Raw genomic sequence first — 20780 nt, 5'->3', positions numbered from 1 at the left:
GGGAGGCCCTTCGACCACGTGATGAGGGGAGCGCGCTGTGGACCGGTGCGGGTGTCTGGCGCGTCTGCGCGCGGGCTTCGCTGGCAGCGTGACCGGCCCGGATGTCGGAGGGGCGGCCTACGCTGGAAGTATGCAACCCACGCGTAGCGTCCGCCCTTTCGAGGTCATCAGCGAGTATGCCCCCGCCGGCGACCAGCCGCAGGCGATCGCCGAGCTCGCATCGCGCATCAACGCGGGCGAGACGGACGTCGTGCTGCTCGGAGCCACCGGTACCGGCAAGTCGGCCACAACGGCCTGGCTGATCGAGCAGGTGCAGCGGCCGACCCTGGTGCTCGCCCACAACAAGACCCTCGCTGCACAGCTCGCGAACGAGTTCCGCGAGCTGATGCCCAACAACGCCGTCGAGTACTTCGTCTCGTACTACGACTACTACCAGCCCGAGGCGTACGTCCCGCAGACGGACACCTTCATCGAGAAGGACTCGTCGATCAACGCCGAGGTCGAGCGGCTGCGGCATTCCACGACGAACTCCCTGCTCAGCCGGCGCGACGTGGTCGTGGTGTCCACCGTCTCGTGCATCTACGGCCTCGGTGCGCCGGAAGAGTACCTGCGCGCGATGGTGGCGCTGCAGGTGGGCGAGCGCTACGACCGTGATGCGCTGATCCGGCAGTTCATCGCGATGCAGTACAACCGCAACGACGTCGACTTCTCGCGAGGGAACTTCCGCGTACGCGGCGACACGATCGAGATCATCCCGGTCTACGAAGAGCACGCGATCCGCATCGAGCTGTTCGGCGACGAGATCGAGGCGCTCTACTCACTGCACCCGCTGACGGGCGAGGTCATCGAGAAGCTCGCGTCGGTGCCGATCTTCCCCGCATCGCACTACGTCGCCGGCACAGACGTCATCCAGCGTTCGATCGGCACGATCGAGAAGGAGCTCGAGGAGCGGCTCGCGGAGTTCGAGCGTCAGGGCAAGCTCCTCGAAGCGCAGCGTCTGCGCATGCGCACGAGCTTCGATCTCGAGATGCTCCAGCAGCTCGGGTTCTGCTCCGGTATCGAGAACTACTCGCGCCACATGGATGGGCGCGAACCGGGGGAGCCTCCGCACACGCTGCTCGATTTCTTCCCCGACGACTTCCTGCTCGTCATCGACGAGTCGCACGTCGCCGTGCCGCAGATCGGCGCCATGTACGAGGGCGACGCCTCGCGCAAGCGCACTCTGGTCGACCACGGATTCCGTCTGCCGAGCGCGATGGACAACCGCCCGCTGCGCTGGGACGAGTTCAAGAACCGGATCGGGCAGACGGTGTACCTGTCCGCGACGCCGGGCAAGTACGAGATGGGCATCGCTGATGGTGTGGTGGAGCAGATCATCCGCCCGACCGGTCTGGTGGACCCGCACATCATCGTCAAGCCCTCCAAGGGACAGATCGACGACCTGCTCGAAGAGATCCGGTTGCGGGTGGAGCGCGATGAGCGCGTGCTCGTCACGACACTCACGAAGAAGATGTCCGAGGAGCTCACCGACTTCCTCGGAGAGCACGGCGTGCGCGTGCGCTATCTGCACTCCGATGTCGACACGCTCCGACGCGTCGAACTGCTGAGCGAGCTGCGTGCGGGCGTGTACGACGTGCTCGTCGGCATCAACCTCCTCCGGGAAGGCCTCGACCTCCCGGAGGTGTCTTTGGTGGCGATCCTCGATGCGGACAAGGAAGGCTTCCTGCGCTCGGGAACCTCGCTGATCCAGACGATCGGTCGCGCGGCACGAAACGTGTCGGGCGAGGTGCACATGTACGCCGACAAGATCACCGATTCGATGGCGAAGGCGATCGAGGAGACCGATCGTCGACGCGAGAAGCAGGTCGCCTACAACACGGAGCACGGCATCGATCCGCAGCCGCTGCGCAAGCGGATCGCCGACATCACCGAAGTACTGGCGCGCGAAGGCGCGGACACCGCGGAGCTGATGTCGGGGCGCGGTCGGGCGAGCGGCAAGGGCAAGTCCCCGACGCCGAACCTGCGCCGGACCGGCATCGCCGCCGAGGGCGCGCAGCAACTCGAGGCGACGATCCAGGATCTGTCCGATCAGATGCTCGCGGCGGCGGCGGAGCTCAAGTTCGAGCTCGCAGGGCGTCTGCGTGACGAGGTTCAGGACCTCAAGAAGGAGCTGCGGGCGATGGAGCGTGCCGGCCACGCCTGAGCGTGCGACCGGAGGGTGAGATGGACGCGGCAGGCGAGGAGCTGGCTGACCGGGTTCGCGCGCTGCTGAACGGCGCAGGTGGCGTCGAGGAGCGGCGAATGTTCGGCACGCGCGCGTTCCTCCTCGACGGTCACATCCTGGTCGGTGCCAGGCCGGGAGGAACGCTGCTGGTCCGGGTCGACGAGGAGACCGGAGCAGCTCTGTCCACCCGCGCCGGAGTCGCGCGTGCCGTGATGGGATCGCGGACCATGGGAACCGGGTGGCTCGATGTCGCGCCGCGCGTGCTGGCGGACGATGGCGAACTCATGTTCTGGCTGGATGTCGCCCGGGAGAACGCCGAGCAGTCTGGCTGACCGATCATCGCCTGCGCGCGTGGTGTTCCAGGCCCTGCGGCGTCAGGGGCAATGCACCAACGTCTTGACGCCGGACCTGTCGATCTCGTGCTCGCTCATCGGTGCTCCGCACAGCGGGCAGGAGCGCTCGGCGCGCTCCGCGGCGCTGGGGGGCGGCGTCTTCTCATAGGGGCCCACCGATGCCGGACCGGCGAATCGGATGAGGTTGGTATTCACCCAGGCGTAGAGCCCTCCCGCCTCACGGATGCGTGTGCGGAGTGGGGGGCGGTCCTGGTCGTGTGCCATGTTGCTTAGTGTACTAATGATTAGTGCGGATGTATAGTTGCCCTCGTGACCGCGACCGATGACCTGCTCCGGCTGGAGAACCAGCTCTGCTTCGCGCTGGTGACGGCCGCGCGCAACGTGGTGGCGATCTATCGCCCGATCCTCGAGCCGCTCGGACTCACGCATCCGCAGTACCTCGTGATGCTCGCGCTCTGGGAGCGGGATCCCCGCACGTTGAACGACCTCGCCGCAGAGCTCGCCATGGAGCCGGCCACCGCGTCTCCACTCGTGAAGCGTCTGGAGGCCGAGGGGCTGATCGTCCGCCAGCGAAGCACCGAAGATGAGCGGCGGCTCGACATCACCCTGACCGACGAAGGCCGCGCGCTGCGAGAACGCGCCCTCGACGTGCCCCACCAGGTGATGTCGGCGGTGGGGATGAACGTGGGCGAGATCTCGGCACTACGCGACGGATTGGGCCCGTTCGTCGGGCGTCGCGACGATTCCGGATGACGCTCGCAGCGTACGCGGAGCCAATGTCCGTGGCCCCTCGTAGACTTGTCCGGTGCCTATCGTCCCTGTAGTTTCCCCAGGAAAACTGAGTGTCCGCGGTGCCCGCGTCCACAACCTCAAGAACGTCGACATCGACATTCCCCGCGACTCCCTCGTCGTGTTCACCGGGCTGTCCGGCTCGGGAAAGTCCAGCCTCGCGTTCGACACGATCTTCGCAGAAGGCCAGCGTCGCTACGTCGAATCGCTGAGCGCGTACGCGCGTCAGTTCCTCGGGCAGGTCGACCGTCCTGATGTCGACTTCATCGAAGGATTGAGCCCGGCGGTCTCGATCGACCAGAAGTCGACGAACCGCAACCCGCGCTCGACCGTCGGCACGATCACCGAGATCTATGACTACATGCGCTTGCTCTGGGCGCGCATCGGCATCCCGCACTGCCCGGAGTGCGGAGAGCGCATCCAGCGTCAGACCGTGCAGCAGATCGCCGATCAGCTCATGGAGCTGCCGGAGCGCACCCGTTATCAGATCGTCGCCCCCATCGTCTCGCAGAAGAAGGGTGAGTTCGTCGACCTGTTCCGCGAGCTCGGCGCGAAGGGATACTCGCGCGCGATCGTCGATGGAGAACTGGTGCAGCTCGCCGAGCCGCCCACGCTGAAGAAGAGCTACAAGCACGACATCGCGGTCGTCGTCGACCGGCTCGTGGCAGCCGACGACATCCTCGGCCGTGTGACGGACTCGGTCGAGACCGCGATCGGTCTCGCCGGCGGCGTCGTTCAGGTCAACTTCGTCGACGAGGAAGGCGACGCCGCGTGGCAGTCGTTCTCCGAGAAGCTCGCATGCCCGAACGGGCATGCGCTGACCCTCACCGAGATCGAGCCGCGCACGTTCTCGTTCAACGCTCCGTTCGGTGCCTGCCCTGCGTGCTCCGGCCTCGGAACCCGCATGTCGGTCGACGTCGATCTGATGCTCGGCGATGAAGACCTCTCGATCCGAGAGGGCGTCATCATTCCGTGGACGACCCAGGGCAAGGGGCTGTTCCAGTACTACGAACGACTTCTCGAAGGGCTGTCGCGCGATCTGGACTTCTCGCTGGACACCCCCTGGCGCGAGCTCCACTCGGATGTGCAGGATGCGGTGCTCCGCGGCGAGAACTACAAGGTCACGGTCAAGTGGAAGAACCGCTACGGCCGTGAGATGCGCTACGCCTCCGGTTTCGAGGGCGTGGTGCCCTACATCGAGCGGCAGTACCTCCAGGCCGAGTCCGACAACCAGCGCAACCGCTGGGGAGAGTACCTCCGCGAGGTTCCCTGCCCCGTGTGCGACGGCAATCGTCTGAAGCCCGAGGTGCTGGCAGTGCAGGTGCACGGTCACTCCATTGCCGAGGTCTCGCACCTCAGCCTCGCCGACGCTCGCGCCTTCATGGAGACCCTGGTCCTCACGGATCGCGAGGCCCAGATCGCCGCCCAGGTGCTGCGCGAGATCCGCCTGCGCCTCGACTTCCTCCTGCAGGTCGGTCTGTCCTACCTGAACCTCAGCCGCTCCGCCGGTTCACTGTCGGGTGGAGAGGCCCAGCGCATCCGCCTGGCGACCCAGATCGGCTCTGGCCTCACGGGCGTGCTGTATGTGTTGGACGAGCCGTCGATCGGCCTGCACCAGCGCGACAACCGCCGCCTGATCGAGACGCTGCTGACACTGCGCGACCTCGGTAACACGCTGATCGTGGTGGAGCACGATGAGGAGACGATCGAAGCAGCCGACTGGGTGGTCGACATCGGCCCCGGGGCGGGTGTGAACGGGGGAGAGGTCGTCCACTCCGGTCCATACGCGGCCCTGCTCGACGACAGCGCGTCGATGACGGGCGAGTATCTCTCCGGTCGTCGCGAGATCCCGATGCCCGCGAAGCGCCGCAAGATCGACAAGAAGCGTCTGCTCAGCGTGGTCGGCGCCCGGGCCAACAACCTGCAGAACGTCACGGCGGACTTCCCGTTGGGCGTGCTGACCGCGGTCACCGGGGTCAGCGGCTCCGGCAAGTCGTCGCTCGTGAACGACATCCTGTACCAGGTGCTCGCCTCCCGACTCAACGGTGCACGGACGGTGCCGGGCAAGCACACCAGGGTCACCGGGCTCGACAACCTCGACAAGGTCGTGCACGTCGACCAGGCGCCGATCGGCCGCACCCCGCGCTCGAACCCGGCGACGTACACCGGTGTTTTCGATCGGATCCGCTCGCTGTTCAGTGAGACGCCCGAGGCGAAGGTGCGCGGCTACCAGCCCGGCAGGTTCAGCTTCAACGTCAAGGGAGGACGTTGCGAAGCCTGCTCCGGCGACGGCACGATCAAGATCGAGATGAACTTCCTTCCCGACGTGTACGTCGACTGCGAGGTCTGCCACGGAAAGCGCTACAACCGTGACACGCTCGCCGTGCACTACAAGGGCAAGAACATCGCCGAGGTGCTCGAGATGCCGATCGAGGAAGCAGCGGAATTCTTCGAGCCGATCCAGGCGATCCACCGCTACATGAAGACGCTCGTCGACGTGGGTCTCGGTTACGTCCGCCTCGGACAGTCCGCGACGACGCTGTCCGGCGGCGAGGCGCAGCGCGTCAAGCTCGCCACCGAGCTCCAGCGCCGCAGCAACGGGCGCAGCATCTACGTCCTCGACGAGCCGACGACGGGTCTGCACTTCGAAGACGTGCGCAAGCTTCTCGAAGTGCTCAACGGACTGGTCGACAAGGGCAACACCGTGATCGTCATCGAGCACAACCTCGATGTGATCAAGTCCGCGGACTGGGTCATCGACCTGGGACCCGAGGGCGGATCCGGTGGTGGCCAGATCATCGCGACCGGAACCCCTGAGCAGATCGCCCGCGCCGAGGGCAGCCACACCGGGCAGTTCCTCGCAGAGATCCTCGGGGAAGGGCGCGCCGCGCGGAAGGCCAGCTGATGGCCGATGTGCTGCCGTACAAGCCGCGGGCGGGGGAGATCCCGACCGACCCGGGCGTCTATCGGTTCCGCGACGCCGAGGGCCGTGTGCTGTATGTGGGCAAGGCCAAGAATCTCCGTCAGCGACTGTCCAACTACTTCGCGCCCTTGCGCACGTTGCACGAGCGCACGCGGAGGATGGTCACGACGGCGTCGTCGGTTGAGTGGACCGTCGTGCCGACCGACGTCGACTCCCTCCAGCTGGAGTACATGTGGATCAAGGAGTTCGATCCGCCGTTCAACGTGCGCTACAAGGACGACAAGTCCTACCCGTTCATGGCGGTCACGCTGGCGGATGAAGCGCCGCGAGTGATCGTCACGAGGAATCGCAAGATCCCCGGCGCGCGCTATTTCGGGCCGTACCCCAAGGTCTGGGCCGTGCACGAGACGATCGACCTGATGGTCAAAGCGTTCCCCATCCGCACCTGCAGCGACGCGAGCTACAAGCGCGCGATGCAGACCGGTCGCCCCTGCTTCCCCGGACAGATCGGGAAGTGCGGCGGTCCCTGCTCGATGACGGTGACGATCGAAGAGCACCGCGCCATGGTCGACGACTTCGTGGCGTTCATGGCCGGCGGCGACGAGCGATTCACGCGCGAGTTGACCAAGCGGATGCTGTCCGCCTCGGCGGCGATGGACTACGAGGCCGCCGCGAAGTACCGCGACAAGCTCGCAGCGATCGAAGCCGTGCTCGGCAAGAGCGCTCTGGTGCTGCCCTCTGACGAGGACGCCGACCTGTTCGGCATCGCGGAGGACGAGCTCTCCGCCGCCGTGCAGCACTTCGTGATCCGCAAGGGGCGCGTGCGCGGTGTGCGGGCGATGACGATCGAGAAGGAGATCGACATCTCCCGCGGTGAGCTGGTCGATCAGGTGCTGCAGCGCGCCTACGGCGAGGCGCAGGACGTGCCGCGCCGGATCCTGGTGCCCACCCTCCCGGATGACGCCGTCGAACTCGAGGAATGGCTCCGCACCAGACGCGGGCGCAAGGTGGAGCTCGCGGTCGCGCAACGTGGTCAGCGCGCCGACCTGATGCGCACAGCCACGCTCAACGCGCAACAGGCGCTGATCCGGCACAAGACCCGTCGCACCAGCGACTACATCGCGCGCACGCAGGCCCTCACCGACCTGCAGGATGCCCTGGGCATGACAGAGGCTCCGCTGCGCATCGAGTGCTTCGACATCTCCCATCTCAGCGGCACGAACGTCGTGGCCTCGATGGTGGTGTTCGAGGACGGCCTGCCGCGCAAGGACCAGTACCGCTCGTTCGGCATCGCCGAGACGACCGACGACACGGACTCCATGTATCAGGTGCTGCGTCGTCGACTGGCATACCTGGACCGGCCGGAGCCGATCGTCACCATCGATCCGACCTCCGACGAGGTCGTCGGGGAGGACGGCGAAGCTCTCGGCAAGCGCAAGCCCCGGTTCGCGTATCCGCCGCAGCTGCTGCTCGTCGACGGCGGCAAGCCCCAGGTCGAGGCAGCAGCCCGCGCGCTGCGCGACGCCAACCACACGGAGATCGCGGTGTGCGGCATCGCCAAGCGGCTCGAGGAGGTGTGGCTCCCGGGCGAGGACTTCCCGGTGATCCTGCCGCGCACGAGTGAGGCGCTCTATCTGCTGCAGCGTCTGCGTGACGAGGCCCACCGTTTCGCGATCGTGCACCAGCGCAAGAAGCGCAAGAACGACATCACCTCCGTGCTCGCCGAAGTGCCGGGGCTGGGAGCTGCACGCATCAAGCTGCTGCTCAAGCACTTCGGCTCCGTCACCGCGCTGCGGGCCGCGCCGCCGGGGGCGATCGAGGAGGTCCAGGGGATCGGCCCCGTGCTCGCGCAGAGTATCCACACCCATCTCTCCACTCGCTAGTCTGGGAGGCGAGGGGGAGAAGGAGTAGTGAACCATGGCTGACGGGGACAAGGGCGAGTTCCTCATTGTCACGGGTATGTCCGGCGCCGGCCGGACGACTGTGGCCAACGCGCTGGAAGACCTCGGCTGGTACGTGGTCGACAACCTCCCTCCGCAGATCCTCCGTCCCCTGCTCGACCTCACGGACATGGGCGGCAAGGCGTTGCCCAAGGTCGCTGCGGTGGTCGATGTGCGCGGCGGCAACCTCTTCGACGACTTCCCCGGCGTGGCCAGGGCGCTCCGCTCCCGCGGCTCGGTGCGAGTGCTGTTCCTCGACGCCGCCGATGACGTGCTCGTGCGCCGCTTCGAAGCGGTGCGCCGACCGCAGCCGCTTCAGGGCGACGGCACGCTGCTCGACGGCATCCGGATCGAGCGCAACCGCCTCGCGCCGATCCGTGAGGCAGCGGATCTCGTGATCGACACGTCCTCGCTGAACATCCACCAGTTGGCCACGCAGGTCTCCGATCTCTTCTCCGAGGAGGGGGAGGCCAGACACCGTGTGACGCTGCTCAGCTTCGGGTTCAAGTACGGACTGCCCACCGACGTGGACCTCGTGGCCGACATGCGATTCCTGCCCAACCCGTTCTGGAACGAGGAGCTCCGCGGACTCACCGGACAGGACGAGCCCGTGCGGGACTATGTACTCACCCGTGAAGGGGCGAAGGAGTTCCTGGACGCCTACGCCGCCGCACTCGTGCCGGTACTGGAGGGGTATCAGCGCGAGAACAAGAGCCACTCGACGGTCGCGATCGGCTGCACGGGTGGAAAGCATCGCTCCGTGGCGATGTCTGAAGAGCTCGCCCGGAGGATCGCCGCGATCCCCGGTGTCGCCGTCAATGTGCGTCACAGGGACCTCGGCCGGGAGTGAGAAGCGCGCCCAGCCGGGTAAGCTGGACGTTTGCGTCGCGATCCGGCGCGTGAACGTAGAGGAGCCTCGTGGCACTAACCACCGACGTCAAGGCTGAGCTGGTCAGCATCCGTAACGCACCCCCGACGGTGCGCGTCGCGGAGGTGACCGCTATCCTCCGGTTCGCCGGTGGACTGCACTCCATCGCCGGCCGGGTGGCCGTCGAAGCGGAGGTGGACGCGGAGACGCTGGCACGCCGCGTCGCCCGCGATCTCGCGGAGATCTACGGCGTCCGCCCTGAGATCGCGCAGGTGCAGTCGAGCACCGCGAACGAGGGTGCGCGTTGGGCTGTGCGCGTGATCGCTGCAGGCGAGACCCTCGCCCGTCAGACCGGTCTGCTGGACCAGCGCCGTCGCCCGGTCCGTGGGCTGCCGAACCGCCTGACCACAGGCTCACGTGCCGAGATCGCCGGACTCTGGCGGGGGGCGTTCCTCGCTGCCGGAACGCTCAGCGAGCCCGGTCGCTCGGCGATGCTCGAGGTCGCCTGCCCGTCGTCCGAGGCGGCGATGGCCCTGGTCGGCGCCGCACACCGTCTCGGCGTCGCCGCGAAGGCGCGCGAAGTGCGCGGGATGCCGCGCGTGGTCGTCCGCGAAGGCGAGGCCATCCGCACCGTGCTCAGCGAGATGGGTGCCCAGAAGACCGCGATCGCGTGGGAAGAGCTGCGTCAGCGTCGCGAAGTGCGTGCCGGCGTCAACCGCCTCGTGAACTTCGACGACGCGAACCTGCGACGCTCGGCGCAGGCCGCTGTCGCCGCGTGCGCCCGCGTGGAGCGCGCGCTCGAGATCCTCGCCGACGAGGTTCCCGATCACCTCAAGGTGGCGGGGGAGCTGCGCCTGGCGCATCGCGACGCCAGCCTCGACGAACTCGGTCACCACGCCGATCCGCCGCTGACAAAGGATGCCGTCGCCGGCCGCATCCGTCGTCTGCTCGCCATGGCGGACAAGCGTGCTCAGCAGGAGGGCATCCCCGGGACCGAGGCCGCCGTGCCCGCTGGCCTCGACGTCTGACGAGCTCGTCTCATGGGCCATTTCGACTGGAGCGGTGCCGACCTCGGATCGACGACGGTGGAGAAGCCGTTCGCCGATCTCCTCCGCGAGGCGACGGGTGTTCTGGGGGACGTTCCGACGATCACGGAAGGTCCCGTCGTCCGTTGGTACGACGGCGCACGGCAGATCACCCTCGCACCGCAGGGCGATGACGTCGCGCACGTCGTCGTCCAAGCGGCCGATGCGGCGGCGGACGAGGAGTATCGGAACTTCGAATCCCTGCCTGATTCGGCCCTCCCTTACCGGTGGCGCGCCGACGACCTCGCTCTGCTCCCGAACGGGACGTCGCTGCCGGGAGAACGCGCCGTCGAGGACTTCGCCGCGCTCGCTCCCGTGCTGACGGACACACTCGTCTCGCTGTGCAGCGCGACGGTGACCCTCGGCGCGGCGACGGGCAGGAGTGAGATCCAGCTGCACGTGTGGCACGCCGACCCCGCGCACGATTCTCTCGCCGAGGCCGAGCGCTGGACGGCACGGAGGAGCACCTCGCTGACGCTGCTGCGCAAGGCAGGCGCCGGAGAGATCCGCGTGATGCCGGTGGGGGAGAAAGCTCTCGCGAAACGGCTCTCCTTCGCGCCGACGGCGGAGGGCGCGACCGAGGCGGCCGCGTATCTCCTGACGCAGATCTCGGAGGCCGGAGCGCGCACCCCCGCTGACCTGCGGCTGGCGTCGACCTTCGCCGTCGAGCGCCGCACGCTGACGCTCAGTCCGTTCGCGCTTGGCATCATCCAGACCGATCTCTGGGCCTGAGCGGTCGTCCCCGATCCGTCGGAGCAAAGCGTCATACGACGGAAGGTTCCAGGACACACGCGCGTTGTCGTCAGTAGGATGAGTTACGTCCGCTCTACGCCGCACATCGGTGGCGCGGAGGATCGGCAAGCGCCGCGGCGCGGCGCGGATTGGATGAAAGCGACATGGCGACCTACACGCTCCCTGACCTTCCCTACGACTTCGCAGCTCTCGAGCCGCACATCAGCGGCAAGATCATGGAACTCCACCATGACAAGCACCACGCGGCGTACGTCGCCGGTGCCAACACGGCACTCGACCAGCTCGCCGAGGCTCGTGACAGCGGCAATCTCGCCAACGTGAACAAGCTCGAGAAGGACCTCGCGTTCAACCTCGGCGGACACGTCAACCACTCGATCTTCTGGACCAACCTGTCGCCGAACGGTGGGGGCCAGCCCGAGGGTGAGCTCCAGGCCGCCATCGACGAGTACTTCGGCTCCTTCGAGAAGTTCCAGGCGCACTTCACCGCCGCGGCCACCGGCATCCAGGGCTCCGGCTGGGCGGTTCTGAGCTGGGACTCGATCGGCTCGCGCCTGATCATCCAGCAGCTCTTCGACCAGCAGTCGAACACGGCGCAGGGGACCATCCCGCTGTTCCAGCTGGACATGTGGGAGCACGCCTTTTACCTGGACTACCTGAACGTCAAGGCCGACTACGTCAAGGCGGCGTGGAACATCGCCAACTGGGAGAACGTCGCCCAGCGCTTCGAGGTCGCCCGCAAGCAGACGAACGGCCTGCTGGTACTGTCGTAACCGGGTCGCGTCCCGGCGAGTCTGGCTCGTCGGGACGCCATCTCAGCCAAAAACCCCCCGCGCTTCACTCATGCAGGAATGCTGCGTGAAGCGCACGAGAAACAGGGAGACCTGAGTGTCTGTCAAGATCGGTATCAACGGCTTCGGCCGTATCGGACGCAACTACTTCCGCGCGGCTCTCGCGCAGGGAGCAGACCTTGAGATCGTCGCGGTCAACGACCTCACCGACAACAAGACCCTTGCCCACTTGCTGAAGTACGACTCGGTCGGAGGCGTCCTCGACGCTGAGATCAGCTTCGACGACGACAGCATCACGGTCAACGGCAAGCAGATCAAGGCGTTCGCCGAGCGCGACCCCGCCAACCTCCCGTGGGGCGAGCTGGGTGTCGACATCGTCATCGAGTCGACCGGCTTCTTCACCAAGGCCGAGCTCGCCCGCAAGCACATCGATGCCGGCGCGAAGAAGGTCCTCATCTCGGCACCGGGCACCGGCGTCGACGGCACGTTCGTCATGGGCGTGAACGAGGACACCTACAACGCGGAGACGGATCACATCATCTCCAACGCGTCGTGCACCACCAACTGCCTCGCGCCGCTCGCGCAGGTCTTCAACGACGCGTTCGGCATCGACCGCGGTTTCATGATGACCGCGCACGCCTACACCGCCGACCAGAACCTGCAGGACGGCCCGCACAGCGACCTCCGTCGTGCGCGTGCCGCGGCGATCAACATCACCCCGGCCTCGACCGGTGCCGCCAAGGCCATCGGCGAGGTGCTCCCGGAGCTCCAGGGCAAGCTGAGCGGCTCGTCGTACCGCGTTCCGGTCCCCACCGGATCGATCGTCGACCTGACGCTGATCACCGACCGCGAGAACCTCACGGTCGACGAGGTCAACGAGGCGTACAAGAAGGCTGCTGCCGAGGGTCGCCTCGCCGGTTTCCTCCAGTACAACGAGGACCAGATCGTCTCCAGCGACATCGTGCACAACCCGCACTCCTCGATCTTCGACGCGACGCTGACCAACGTCAGCGGCAACCTCGTCAAGGTCTCCAGCTGGTACGACAACGAGTGGGGCTACTCCAACCGTCTCGTCGACCTGACCGAGTACGTGGCCGAGCGCCTCTAAGCTCAGAAACATGACTCTGCGCACCCTGGACACGCTGGGGTCGCTCGAAGGCAAGCGCGTCATCGTCCGTTGTGATCTCAACGTCCCCCTGCGGGATGGGATCATCACGGACGATGGCCGCGTCCGCGCCTCGCTGCCGACCCTCAACGCACTGATCAACGCGGGTGCCCGCGTCGTCGTGTGCTCCCACCTCGGACGCCCGGACGGCGCTCCCGATCCCCAATACAGCCTCGAGCCGGTCGCGCAGCGACTGTCGGAGCTGCTCGGCAAGCCTGTCGCGTTCGCGCGCGACACCGTCGGCGAGTCGGCACAGGAGGCGGTGACATCGCTCGAAGACGGCGGAGTCGTCGTGATCGAGAACCTGCGCTTCAACGCCGGTGAGACGGCGAAGGACGACGCCACGCGCGGGGCTTTCGCCGCGGAGCTGGCTGCGCTCGGCGACGTGCTTGTATCGGACGGCTTCGGTGTCGTCCACCGCAAGCAGGCGAGCGTCTACGAGCTCGCCGAGCTCCTTCCTTCTGCGGCCGGTCTTCTGATCGCCGCCGAGCTCGATGTGCTCGACCGCCTCACCGAGAACCCGGAGCGGCCGTATGCGGTCGTGCTGGGCGGATCGAAGGTCAGCGACAAGCTCGGCGTCATCTCGCACCTGCTGCCGCGCGTCGACACGATCCTCGTCGGCGGCGGAATGCTGTTCACCTTCCTCAAGGCTCAGGGGCACGCGGTGGCGTCGAGTCTCCTCGAGGAGGACCAGCTCGAAACGGTCCGCGGGTACCTCGCGGAAGCCGCCGAGCGCGGAGTGGAGATCGTGCTCCCGACCGATGTGGTCGTCGCCGCCTCCTTCGGCGCGGACGCCGCACACGAGGTCGCCTCGGCCGACGCGATCGAGTCCACGCCGTTCGGTGCCTCTGGTATCGGCCTCGACATCGGGCCGGAGACCGCGGCACGCTTCGCCGAGGTCATCCGTGCATCCAAGACGGTGTTCTGGAACGGTCCGATGGGCGTGTTCGAGTTCCCGGCTTTCGCGGCCGGCACCAAGACCGTCGCGCAGGCGCTCACCGAGGTCGACGGCCTCAGCGTGGTCGGCGGTGGCGATTCCGCTGCTGCCGTGCGTCAGCTCGGCTTCACCGACGACCAGTTCGGTCACATCTCGACCGGCGGCGGCGCAAGCCTCGAGTTCCTCGAGGGCAAGAAACTACCCGGCCTGGAGGTGCTCGGATGGGCATAACGCCCCGTACCCCGCTGATCGCGGGCAACTGGAAGATGAACCTTGACCACCTGCAGGCGGTCGCGTTCGTGCAGAAGCTGCACTGGACGCTCAAGGACGCCAAGCACGAGGACGGTTCGGTCGAGGTGGCGGTCTTCCCGCCGTTCACCGACATCCGCAGCGTGCAGACGCTGATCGACGCGGACAAGATCCCGTTCTCGCTCGGCGCGCAGGACGTCTCGGCTCACGACTCCGGTGCGTACACCGGCGAGGTGTCCGGCGCGTTCTTGGCGAAGCTCGACGCGAAGTACGTCATCATCGGCCACTCGGAGCGACGTGAGTACCACGCCGAGGGCGATGACGTGGTGGCTGCCAAGGTGCAGGCATCGCTGAAGCACGGACTCGTGCCCGTGATCTGCGTCGGCGAGACGGCGGAGGACCTCGAGAAGTTCGGCGCCAGCGCCGTTCCCGTGGGCCAGCTGGAGGCCGCACTGCAGGGTGTCGCGCCGACGGCGGACATCGTCGTCGCGTACGAGCCCGTCTGGGCCATCGGCTCGGGACAGGCGGCAACGCCACAGCAGGCGCAGGACGTGTGTGCCACGCTCCGAGGAGTGATCGCGAAGGTCCTCGGCGAGGACGCTGCCGCACGGACGCGCATCCTCTACGGCGGTTCTGTGAAGTCCGCCAACATCGCGAGCTACATGCGTGAGCCCGATGTGGACGGCGCCCTGGTCGGCGGAGCGAGCCTCGTCGTGGACGAGTTCGCCGCGATCATCCGCTTCGAGAAGCACGTCGGCGTGTGAGTGCGGCGGGGCTTCGGCCCCGCTGCACCGTATACTTGACCGTTACGGGGGCGCTCCTGCCCCAGCGAAAGGCTCTTTCTCGTGGCAATTCTCGAGTTCGTCCTGCAGGTCGTGCTGGGTATCACCAGCGTCCTGCTGACCCTCCTCATCCTTCTGCACAAGGGTCGCGGTGGTGGCCTCTCCGACATGTTCGGTGGGGGCATGACCTCTGCGGTGGGATCCTCCGGTCTCGCGGAGCGGAACCTGAACCGCTTCACTGTCGTTCTGGCCCTGGCCTGGTTCGTGGCGATCGTCGCGCTCGGCCTCATCACGAAGTTCGAGGTGATCTGATGGCTACCGGTGGTAACGCCATTCGCGGTACGCGTGTCGGTTCCGGCCCCATGGGGGAGCAGGACCACGGCTACCATGCCGACCGCATCGCGGTCTCCTACTGGGACGGTCTCGGCAACGAGACGGTGCGCTACTTCGCCGCTGGTCTCCCCGAAGAGGAGATTCCCGAGACGATCGATCACCCGCAGTCCGGGCTTCCCGCGGGTCGCGACAAGGAGAACCCTCCTGCGCTCGCGAAGGCCGAGCCGTACAAGACGCACCTCGCCTATGTGAAGGAGCGCCGCACCGACGAAGAGGCCGTGCAGCTTCTCGATGACGCCCTCACGCAGCTCCGCGAGCGTCGAGGACAGTGATCGCCCGCTGATGAACGTCGAAGCCGCCGCGAGTGATCGCGGCGGCTTCGTCGTTTCCGGTCAGCGGCAGCCGGCGGCCGCGTCGATGTAGCTCTGCGGCGGGTACCCGTACGCCCAGACGCCGTTCGCGTCATCCGTATAGCCCATGCTGATCGCCCAGGCCGTCGCCCACTTCTCGATGCTGTCCTGCGTGGAGGCGTCGTACATGTCGGCGCACTTGACGCTGATCGCATGACCGACTTCGTGCACGACCAGCGCCTTGCTCCGTTCCGCCGGCCACTGCTCGGCGACGGAGTTCGACAGCTGGATCGTGGCGCGCCCAGGTTCGTCCCACCACCAGGTCGTGTACCCTCCCATGCTGCCGTTGTATCCGACACCGTTGACGATCGGCGCCCAATCGAATTCGAGCAGGACGCCAGGAGCGATTGAGCGGGCGAACGCCTCGACCTCCAGACGCGTGGCCAGCAAAGGTCCGGACTTCTCCGCGAGCTCAGCGTCTTCGGAGGCGACGAGCTGAGCGGCCGCGGACTGCAGAGACGTGAAGGCGGTCACCGCATCAGCGTCGATCGTCGTGACGGCGGATGCTGTCGCCGCAGCTTCGCGCAGAGCGATGACGTCGTCGTTGCGCGCCGAGATATGGGCCGCTTCGTGATCTGCAGCCGCGGATGCCGTCGTCGTCAGCAGAGCGACCCCCGACTCCGTCAGCGCATCGACCGCCGTGCCGATCGCCTCGCGCTCGCTCTGCATCCGGTCGTCGAGGCGTGCGACGCCCCGGCGGTTCTCGTCGAGCGCGCCGGCACCGGCGTACAGGTCCCAGAACCAGGTCGGCTTCTCTCCGACGGCGGGGACGACCTCCGCGAGGAGAGAATCGGCAGAAGCAGCCGCATCCTCCGCGTCGGCGACCGACGCGGTCACGCCGTCCTTGGCGGCGGGGTCGACCAGCGCCCCCGTGTCGCTCTCCAGGATCAGTGCCGCGGAGCCCTGGATGTCGCGCAGATCGGCGGTCGCCTCGTCGAGCGTGAGTCGTGCGTCTGCTGCCGTCTGCGCGGCCTCCCGGTACTGCACCTTCGCCGCGTCATAGCTCGCGTTGGCTGTGAGCTGGAGCGTGGTGACCGTCGCGATGACGGCGATACCGCCCGCGAGCCCCCAGAGGAGCCCCGGGCGGCGTCTCCGGATGCGGGTGGGGGGTGGCGACGCGGAGAACTGCGGGGGCAATGCATGTCCGCCGGGCAGCGCGGCATCCTGAGGCTCGGTCGCACTCGCGTCGATCACGGCTTCCCTTCCGCCTGAGCGAAGGCATGGACATTGCGATGAGTTTAGTCAGCCATTCCCGGATGACCCGCCCCCGAGGTGGGTGCTGCCGCCTCGATGTCGCTGCGACAGCGATCGCCCTTGTTCTGTCGATACTGCGGATGCTGGTCGCCGGCATCCGCACACGCGGTTCCGGGGCGCTGACGCAGAAATCCCGGCCTGACCGTTGCTGGTCTGACCGGGATTTTCTCTGGAGGGGCTGACGAGAATCGAACTCGCATCATCTGTTTGGAAGACAGAGGCTTTACCACTAAGCTACAGCCCCGCTGTCGGACGATCTCGACGATCACGAACCGACATCTCGATCATAGCGGACTGTCGAGGGTGTTCCTGTCCGTTAGACTCGGTGGGGCTGAATCTGCGTGCGGATTCCCCGGGGCGTAGCTCAGTTTGGTAGAGCGCCCGCTTTGGGAGCGGGAGGTCGCAGGTTCAACTCCTGTCGCCCCGACACGGCTCGACAAGCCTTCAAGCCGCGTGTCAGCGCGGAAACCACAAGGAGAACACACCAGCATGGCGAACAGCACCGTCGAGAAGCTGACCCCGACCCGGGTCAAGCTCAGCATCACGGTCACCCCGGACGACCTCAAGCCGAGCATTGCTCACGCATACGAGCACATCGCTCAGGACGTCCAGATCCCCGGATTCCGCAAGGGCAAGGTCCCCGCGCCGATCATCGATCAGCGCATCGGCCGCGGCGCGGTCATCGAGCACGCCGTCAACGAGGGCCTCGACAAGTTCTTCCGGGAGGCGACGGTCGAGCACAAGCTCCGCGTCGTCGGACGCCCGGCTGCCGACATCACGCAGTGGCCCAACGAGAAGGACTTCTCGGGCGACCTGCTGGTCGACATCGAGGTGGACGTGCGCCCCGAGATCGAGCTGCCCGCGTACGACGGCATCACCGTGACCGTCGATGCCGTCGAGGCCGATGAGGCAGCGCTCGACGCCGAGCTCGACAACATGCGCGCGCGCTTCGGCACGCTCATCCCGGTCGACCGTCCCGCCGCGAAGGGCGACTTCGTCGAGCTCGACCTCGTCGCCACGATCGACGGCGCCGAGATCGACCGCGCCGAAGGCGTCTCCTACGAGATCGGCTCCGGCGAGCTGCTCGAGGGCATCGATGACGCGATCGAGTCGCTCACCGCAGGTGAGGACACCACCTTCCGCTCCGCGCTCGTCGGTGGCGACCACGCCGGCTCCGAGGCTGAGGTCTCCGTGAGCGTCAAGGCTGTCAAGGAGCGCGAGCTTCCTGCTGCCGACGACGACTTCGCGCAGATCGCGAGCGAGTTCGACACGATCGCCGAGCTTCGCGAGAGCCTCGCCGAGCGCGTGGCGCAGCAGGGCGTCTTCACGCAGGGCTCCGCCGCTCGCGACAAGCTCGTCGAGGTGCTGCTCGAGCAGATCGACATCCCGGTTCCGCCGAAGCTCATCGAGGACGAGGTGCACAACCACCTCGAGGGCGAAGGCCGTCTCGAGGACGACGTGCACCGTGCCGAGGTCACCGAGGCGAGCGAGAAGCAGTTCCGCACGCAGGTGCTGCTCGACACGATCGCCGAGCAGGCCGACGTGCAGGTCTCGCAGGAGGAGCTGAGCCAGTACCTGGTCCAGTCCGCCGCGCAGTACGGCATGGCTCCGCAGGAGTTCGTCGAGGCGCTGCAGTCCTCCAACCAGCTTCCCGCGCTCGTCGGAGAGGTCGCGCGCAACAAGGCGCTGGCGATCGCCCTCGGCAAGGTGAACGTCGTCGACAGCAACGGCAAGACCGTCGACCTGTCCGACTTCATCGTCGTCGACGATGCGGCCGCTAAGGCTGAGGCAGAGGCCGAGGCAGAGGAGAAGCCGGCCAAGAAGGCTCCGGCCAAGAAGCCGGCTGCGAAGAAGGCTCCGGCCAAGAAGGCCGACGAGGCTGCGGACTCCGAGAAGGAGCCGGCCGAGAAGAAGCCTGCGGCCAAGAAGCCGGCTGCGAAGAAGGCTCCTGCGAAGAAGGCCGCCGACACGGCGGAGTGATCGCGGATCGAATCACCGGGAAGGGGCGGATGCTGCGGCATTCGCCCCTTCTCTCGTCAGACGGAGGATCACGATGGATACCTGGGATGCACGCGTCGACGCCGTATGGGGTGACGTCGCCCTGACGGACGCGGAGCGCATCGAGCGCATCGACGACCTGGCGCGCGAGCGGCCGGACGCCGACGCGCGTGCCCTGTTCGAGCGGGCAGGCGCACGCGACTCTGCGGGACTCGAAGCAGAGGCCGAGGTGCTCTACCGTGAGGCGCTGGCCGCCGGACTGGACGACGAGCATCGTCCCCAGGCCGTGATCCAGCTGGCGAGCACCTTGCGGAACCTCGGCCGCATCGATGAGGCCGTCGAGATGCTGCGGCGCGAGCGGGACCGCGGAGGCGCGTTCCAGGATGCTGCCTCCGCGTTCTACGCGCTGGCGCTGGTGTCGCAGGGAGATGCGCGTGCCGGCGCCGCCGTGGCGCTCGAAGCGCTGGCGCCGCACCTGCCGCGATATACGCGCTCCGTCTCCGCGTACGCCCGAGAGCTGACCGGTCCGCCACGCTGATATGCCGACGGCGAACACGGCCTGAGGCCCGCGTTGTCGCCGGTAGATTCGAATCACTGAAACACGGAATCAGGAGCTGACATGGCTGCAGAACCCCTCGTCGCAACGAGCGTCTTCGACAGACTGCTGAAAGATCGCATCATCTGGCTGGGCTCAGAGGTGCGAGACCAGAATGCCAACGAGATCTGCGCGAAGATCCTTCTTCTCGCCGCAGAGGACTCTGAGAAGGACATCTACCTCTACATCAACTCGCCCGGTGGATCCATCACCGCCGGAATGGCGATCTACGACACGATGCAGTTCGTTCCGAACGACATCGTCACGGTCGGCATCGGCATGGCCGCCTCGATGGGGCAGCTGCTGCTGACCAGCGGCACCAAGGGCAAGCGCTACATCACGCCCAACGCGCGTGTGCTGCTGCACCAGCCCCACGGTGGCTTCGGCGGCACGTCGAGCGACATCCAGACCCAGGCGCAGCTCATCCTGTCGATGAAGAAGCGTCTGGCCGAGATCACGGCAGGACAGACCGGAAAGTCTGTCGAGCAGATCAACGAAGACGGCGACCGCGACCGCTGGTTCACAGCGGAAGAGGCGCTCGAGTACGGCTTCGTGGACCATATCCGCGAGCACGCCAGCGACGTCGCCGGTGGCGGCGGCACTGCGGACGCCGCAGAGTAACCCGGATTCGAAAGGACATCATGTACACCCCCACTTTCCAATCCGCAGGGAACCTTCCTTCCAGCCGGTACGTGCTCCCGCAGTTCGAGGAGCGCACGGCCTACGGCTTCAAGCGCCAGGACCCGTACAACAAGCTGTTCGAAGATCGTGTCATCTTCTTGGGCGTCCAGGTCGACGATGCATCGGCGGACGACGTGATGGCGCAGCTCCTCGTGCTGGAGAGCCAGGACGCCGAGCGTGACATCACGATGTACATCAACTCGCCCGGTGGCTCGTTCACCGCGATGACGGCGATCTACGACACGATGCAGTACGTCGCGCCGCAGATCCAGACCGTCGTGCTCGGCCAGGCGGCGTCTGCCGCGTCGGTGCTGCTCGCGGCCGGTGCCCCCGGGAAGCGTCTCGCGCTGCCGAACGCCCGCGTGCTGATCCACCAGCCCGCGATGGGCGAGGCTGGCCAGGGGCAGGCGTCCGACATCGAGATCCAGGCGGCGGAGATCCTCCGCATGCGTACCTGGCTCGAGGAGACGATGGCGAAGCACACCGGAAAGCCGGCCGAGCAGGTCAACCGCGACATCGACCGCGACAACATCCTCTCGGCCGCGCAGGCGCTCGAGTACGGCATCGTCGATCAGGTGCTCACCTCGCGCAAGCGCGCGTAACGATCACCGAGAAGGGGCGGCAGTCATCGCGACTGCCGCCCCTTCTCGTGT

The 20780-nt window shown here is 66.9% G+C and carries 20 protein-coding genes and 2 tRNA genes; 19 read left to right on the top strand and 3 right to left on the bottom strand.

Annotated features, from left to right (window positions below):
* Nucleotides 1-130 precede the first annotated feature (130 nt).
* Both uvrB and ACIOVG_RS13740 read left to right on the top strand, forming a co-directional pair.
* Nucleotides 131-2203 carry an excinuclease ABC subunit UvrB gene (uvrB, locus tag ACIOVG_RS13745; RefSeq protein WP_400874341.1) on the top strand — a complete coding sequence of 691 codons (2073 nt, stop codon included), beginning with the start codon at nt 131-133 and terminating at the stop codon, nt 2201-2203.
* 20 nt (nt 2204-2223) lie between these two features.
* Nucleotides 2224-2556, top strand: a complete 333-nt coding sequence (locus ACIOVG_RS13740) for a TfoX/Sxy family protein (RefSeq protein WP_400874338.1) — start codon at nt 2224-2226, stop codon at nt 2554-2556.
* 42 nt (nt 2557-2598) lie between these two features.
* Here the strand turns inward: ACIOVG_RS13740 and ACIOVG_RS13735 are convergent, their stop codons facing one another.
* Nucleotides 2599-2841: a hypothetical protein gene (locus ACIOVG_RS13735; RefSeq protein ID WP_400874336.1), complete on the bottom strand. Its 243-nt coding sequence runs from the start codon at nt 2839-2841 to the stop codon at nt 2599-2601.
* A gap of 45 nt (nt 2842-2886) precedes the next feature.
* Here ACIOVG_RS13735 and ACIOVG_RS13730 point away from each other — a divergent pair, with 45 nt between their 5' ends.
* The 12 genes from ACIOVG_RS13730 to ACIOVG_RS13675 all read left to right on the top strand — a co-directional run bounded on the left by ACIOVG_RS13730 (nt 2887) and on the right by ACIOVG_RS13675 (nt 15521).
* Nucleotides 2887-3330, top strand: coding sequence for a MarR family winged helix-turn-helix transcriptional regulator (locus tag ACIOVG_RS13730; RefSeq protein ID WP_400874333.1), 444 nt, complete (start codon nt 2887-2889; stop codon nt 3328-3330).
* 52 nt (nt 3331-3382) lie between these two features.
* Nucleotides 3383-6271, top strand: coding sequence for an excinuclease ABC subunit UvrA (uvrA, locus tag ACIOVG_RS13725; protein ID WP_400874330.1), 2889 nt, complete (start codon nt 3383-3385; stop codon nt 6269-6271).
* Nucleotides 6271-8172: an excinuclease ABC subunit UvrC gene (uvrC, locus tag ACIOVG_RS13720; protein ID WP_400874327.1), complete on the top strand. Its 1902-nt coding sequence runs from the start codon at nt 6271-6273 to the stop codon at nt 8170-8172. The genes uvrA and uvrC overlap by 1 nt, the downstream gene beginning before the upstream one ends.
* 34 nt (nt 8173-8206) lie before the next feature.
* Entirely contained in the window at nt 8207-9079 is an 873-nt protein-coding gene (rapZ, locus tag ACIOVG_RS13715) for an RNase adapter RapZ (protein ID WP_141871685.1), read from the top strand.
* A gap of 68 nt (nt 9080-9147) precedes the next feature.
* Entirely contained in the window at nt 9148-10125 is a 978-nt protein-coding gene (whiA, locus tag ACIOVG_RS13710; RefSeq protein ID WP_400874324.1) for a DNA-binding protein WhiA, read from the top strand.
* A 12-nt stretch (nt 10126-10137) separates the two neighbouring features.
* Nucleotides 10138-10914: a hypothetical protein gene (locus ACIOVG_RS13705; protein WP_400874321.1), complete on the top strand. Its 777-nt coding sequence runs from the start codon at nt 10138-10140 to the stop codon at nt 10912-10914.
* A gap of 164 nt (nt 10915-11078) precedes the next feature.
* Nucleotides 11079-11705 (top strand): superoxide dismutase, encoded by a 627-nt coding sequence (locus ACIOVG_RS13700; protein WP_141871688.1) that lies wholly within the window; start codon nt 11079-11081, stop codon nt 11703-11705.
* A 115-nt stretch (nt 11706-11820) separates the two neighbouring features.
* Entirely contained in the window at nt 11821-12831 is a 1011-nt protein-coding gene (gene gap, locus ACIOVG_RS13695; protein WP_400874318.1) for a type I glyceraldehyde-3-phosphate dehydrogenase, read from the top strand.
* A gap of 10 nt (nt 12832-12841) precedes the next feature.
* Nucleotides 12842-14056 carry a phosphoglycerate kinase gene (locus tag ACIOVG_RS13690; protein ID WP_400874315.1) on the top strand — a complete coding sequence of 405 codons (1215 nt, stop codon included), beginning with the start codon at nt 12842-12844 and terminating at the stop codon, nt 14054-14056.
* The gene (gene tpiA, locus ACIOVG_RS13685) at nt 14047-14838 is read left to right on the top strand and encodes a triose-phosphate isomerase (protein WP_400874312.1); all 792 of its coding nucleotides are present in this window, start codon (nt 14047-14049) and stop codon (nt 14836-14838) included. The genes ACIOVG_RS13690 and tpiA overlap by 10 nt, the downstream gene beginning before the upstream one ends.
* A gap of 81 nt (nt 14839-14919) precedes the next feature.
* On the top strand, nt 14920-15168 hold the full coding sequence (gene secG, locus ACIOVG_RS13680; RefSeq protein WP_141871692.1) for a preprotein translocase subunit SecG: 249 nt from the start codon (nt 14920-14922) through the stop codon (nt 15166-15168).
* A complete protein-coding gene (locus ACIOVG_RS13675; protein WP_017830291.1) occupies nt 15168-15521 on the top strand; it encodes an RNA polymerase-binding protein RbpA in 354 nt (117 codons plus the stop codon). Before secG ends, ACIOVG_RS13675 begins: the two co-directional genes overlap by 1 nt.
* A 60-nt stretch (nt 15522-15581) precedes the next feature.
* Here ACIOVG_RS13675 and ACIOVG_RS13670 read toward each other — a convergent pair whose 3' ends face one another.
* Entirely contained in the window at nt 15582-16793 is a 1212-nt protein-coding gene (locus ACIOVG_RS13670; protein ID WP_400874309.1) for a hypothetical protein, read from the bottom strand.
* A gap of 230 nt (nt 16794-17023) precedes the next feature.
* Nucleotides 17024-17097, bottom strand: a tRNA-Gly gene (locus ACIOVG_RS13665).
* A 109-nt stretch (nt 17098-17206) separates the two neighbouring features.
* Between ACIOVG_RS13665 and ACIOVG_RS13660 the strand changes: the two genes are divergently transcribed.
* From ACIOVG_RS13660 to ACIOVG_RS13640, 5 genes are all read left to right on the top strand, one after another.
* Nucleotides 17207-17280: transfer RNA gene (locus ACIOVG_RS13660), tRNA-Pro, on the top strand.
* Nucleotides 17281-17342: 62 nt separating this feature from the next.
* A complete protein-coding gene (gene tig, locus ACIOVG_RS13655) occupies nt 17343-18833 on the top strand; it encodes a trigger factor (protein WP_400874306.1) in 1491 nt (496 codons plus the stop codon).
* A gap of 73 nt (nt 18834-18906) precedes the next feature.
* The gene (locus ACIOVG_RS13650) at nt 18907-19389 is read left to right on the top strand and encodes a tetratricopeptide repeat protein (protein ID WP_400874303.1); all 483 of its coding nucleotides are present in this window, start codon (nt 18907-18909) and stop codon (nt 19387-19389) included.
* Nucleotides 19390-19470: 81 nt separating this feature from the next.
* Entirely contained in the window at nt 19471-20067 is a 597-nt protein-coding gene (locus tag ACIOVG_RS13645; protein ID WP_247630440.1) for an ATP-dependent Clp protease proteolytic subunit, read from the top strand.
* 20 nt (nt 20068-20087) lie between these two features.
* The gene (locus tag ACIOVG_RS13640) at nt 20088-20729 is read left to right on the top strand and encodes an ATP-dependent Clp protease proteolytic subunit (RefSeq protein ID WP_400874300.1); all 642 of its coding nucleotides are present in this window, start codon (nt 20088-20090) and stop codon (nt 20727-20729) included.
* The last annotated feature ends 51 nt before the right edge of the window (nt 20730-20780 follow it).

This window comes from Microbacterium sp. NPDC087591 (assembly GCF_044743625.1).
In the GTDB taxonomy this organism is placed as follows: domain Bacteria; phylum Actinomycetota; class Actinomycetes; order Actinomycetales; family Microbacteriaceae; genus Microbacterium.
This window is presented reverse-complemented; position numbering and strand designations above follow the sequence as displayed.

Excerpts from the sequence above, each read along its gene's own strand:
- ACIOVG_RS13645 (WP_247630440.1), top strand. The coding sequence starts at position 19,471 with ATGGCTGCAGAACCCCTCGTCGCAACGAGCGTCTTCGACAGACTGCTG.
- ACIOVG_RS13740 (WP_400874338.1), top strand. The coding sequence starts at position 2,224 with ATGGACGCGGCAGGCGAGGAGCTGGCTGACCGGGTTCGCGCGCTGCTG.
- ACIOVG_RS13700 (WP_141871688.1), top strand. The coding sequence starts at position 11,079 with ATGGCGACCTACACGCTCCCTGACCTTCCCTACGACTTCGCAGCTCTC.
- ACIOVG_RS13690 (WP_400874315.1), top strand. The coding sequence starts at position 12,842 with ATGACTCTGCGCACCCTGGACACGCTGGGGTCGCTCGAAGGCAAGCGC.
- uvrB (WP_400874341.1), top strand. The coding sequence starts at position 131 with ATGCAACCCACGCGTAGCGTCCGCCCTTTCGAGGTCATCAGCGAGTAT.
- ACIOVG_RS13735 (WP_400874336.1), bottom strand. The coding sequence starts at position 2,841 with ATGGCACACGACCAGGACCGCCCCCCACTCCGCACACGCATCCGTGAG.
- ACIOVG_RS13650 (WP_400874303.1), top strand. The coding sequence starts at position 18,907 with ATGGATACCTGGGATGCACGCGTCGACGCCGTATGGGGTGACGTCGCC.
- tpiA (WP_400874312.1), top strand. The coding sequence starts at position 14,047 with ATGGGCATAACGCCCCGTACCCCGCTGATCGCGGGCAACTGGAAGATG.
- ACIOVG_RS13675 (WP_017830291.1), top strand. The coding sequence starts at position 15,168 with ATGGCTACCGGTGGTAACGCCATTCGCGGTACGCGTGTCGGTTCCGGC.
- ACIOVG_RS13640 (WP_400874300.1), top strand. The coding sequence starts at position 20,088 with ATGTACACCCCCACTTTCCAATCCGCAGGGAACCTTCCTTCCAGCCGG.
- uvrC (WP_400874327.1), top strand. The coding sequence starts at position 6,271 with ATGGCCGATGTGCTGCCGTACAAGCCGCGGGCGGGGGAGATCCCGACC.
- ACIOVG_RS13705 (WP_400874321.1), top strand. The coding sequence starts at position 10,138 with ATGGGCCATTTCGACTGGAGCGGTGCCGACCTCGGATCGACGACGGTG.
- rapZ (WP_141871685.1), top strand. The coding sequence starts at position 8,207 with ATGGCTGACGGGGACAAGGGCGAGTTCCTCATTGTCACGGGTATGTCC.
- tig (WP_400874306.1), top strand. The coding sequence starts at position 17,343 with ATGGCGAACAGCACCGTCGAGAAGCTGACCCCGACCCGGGTCAAGCTC.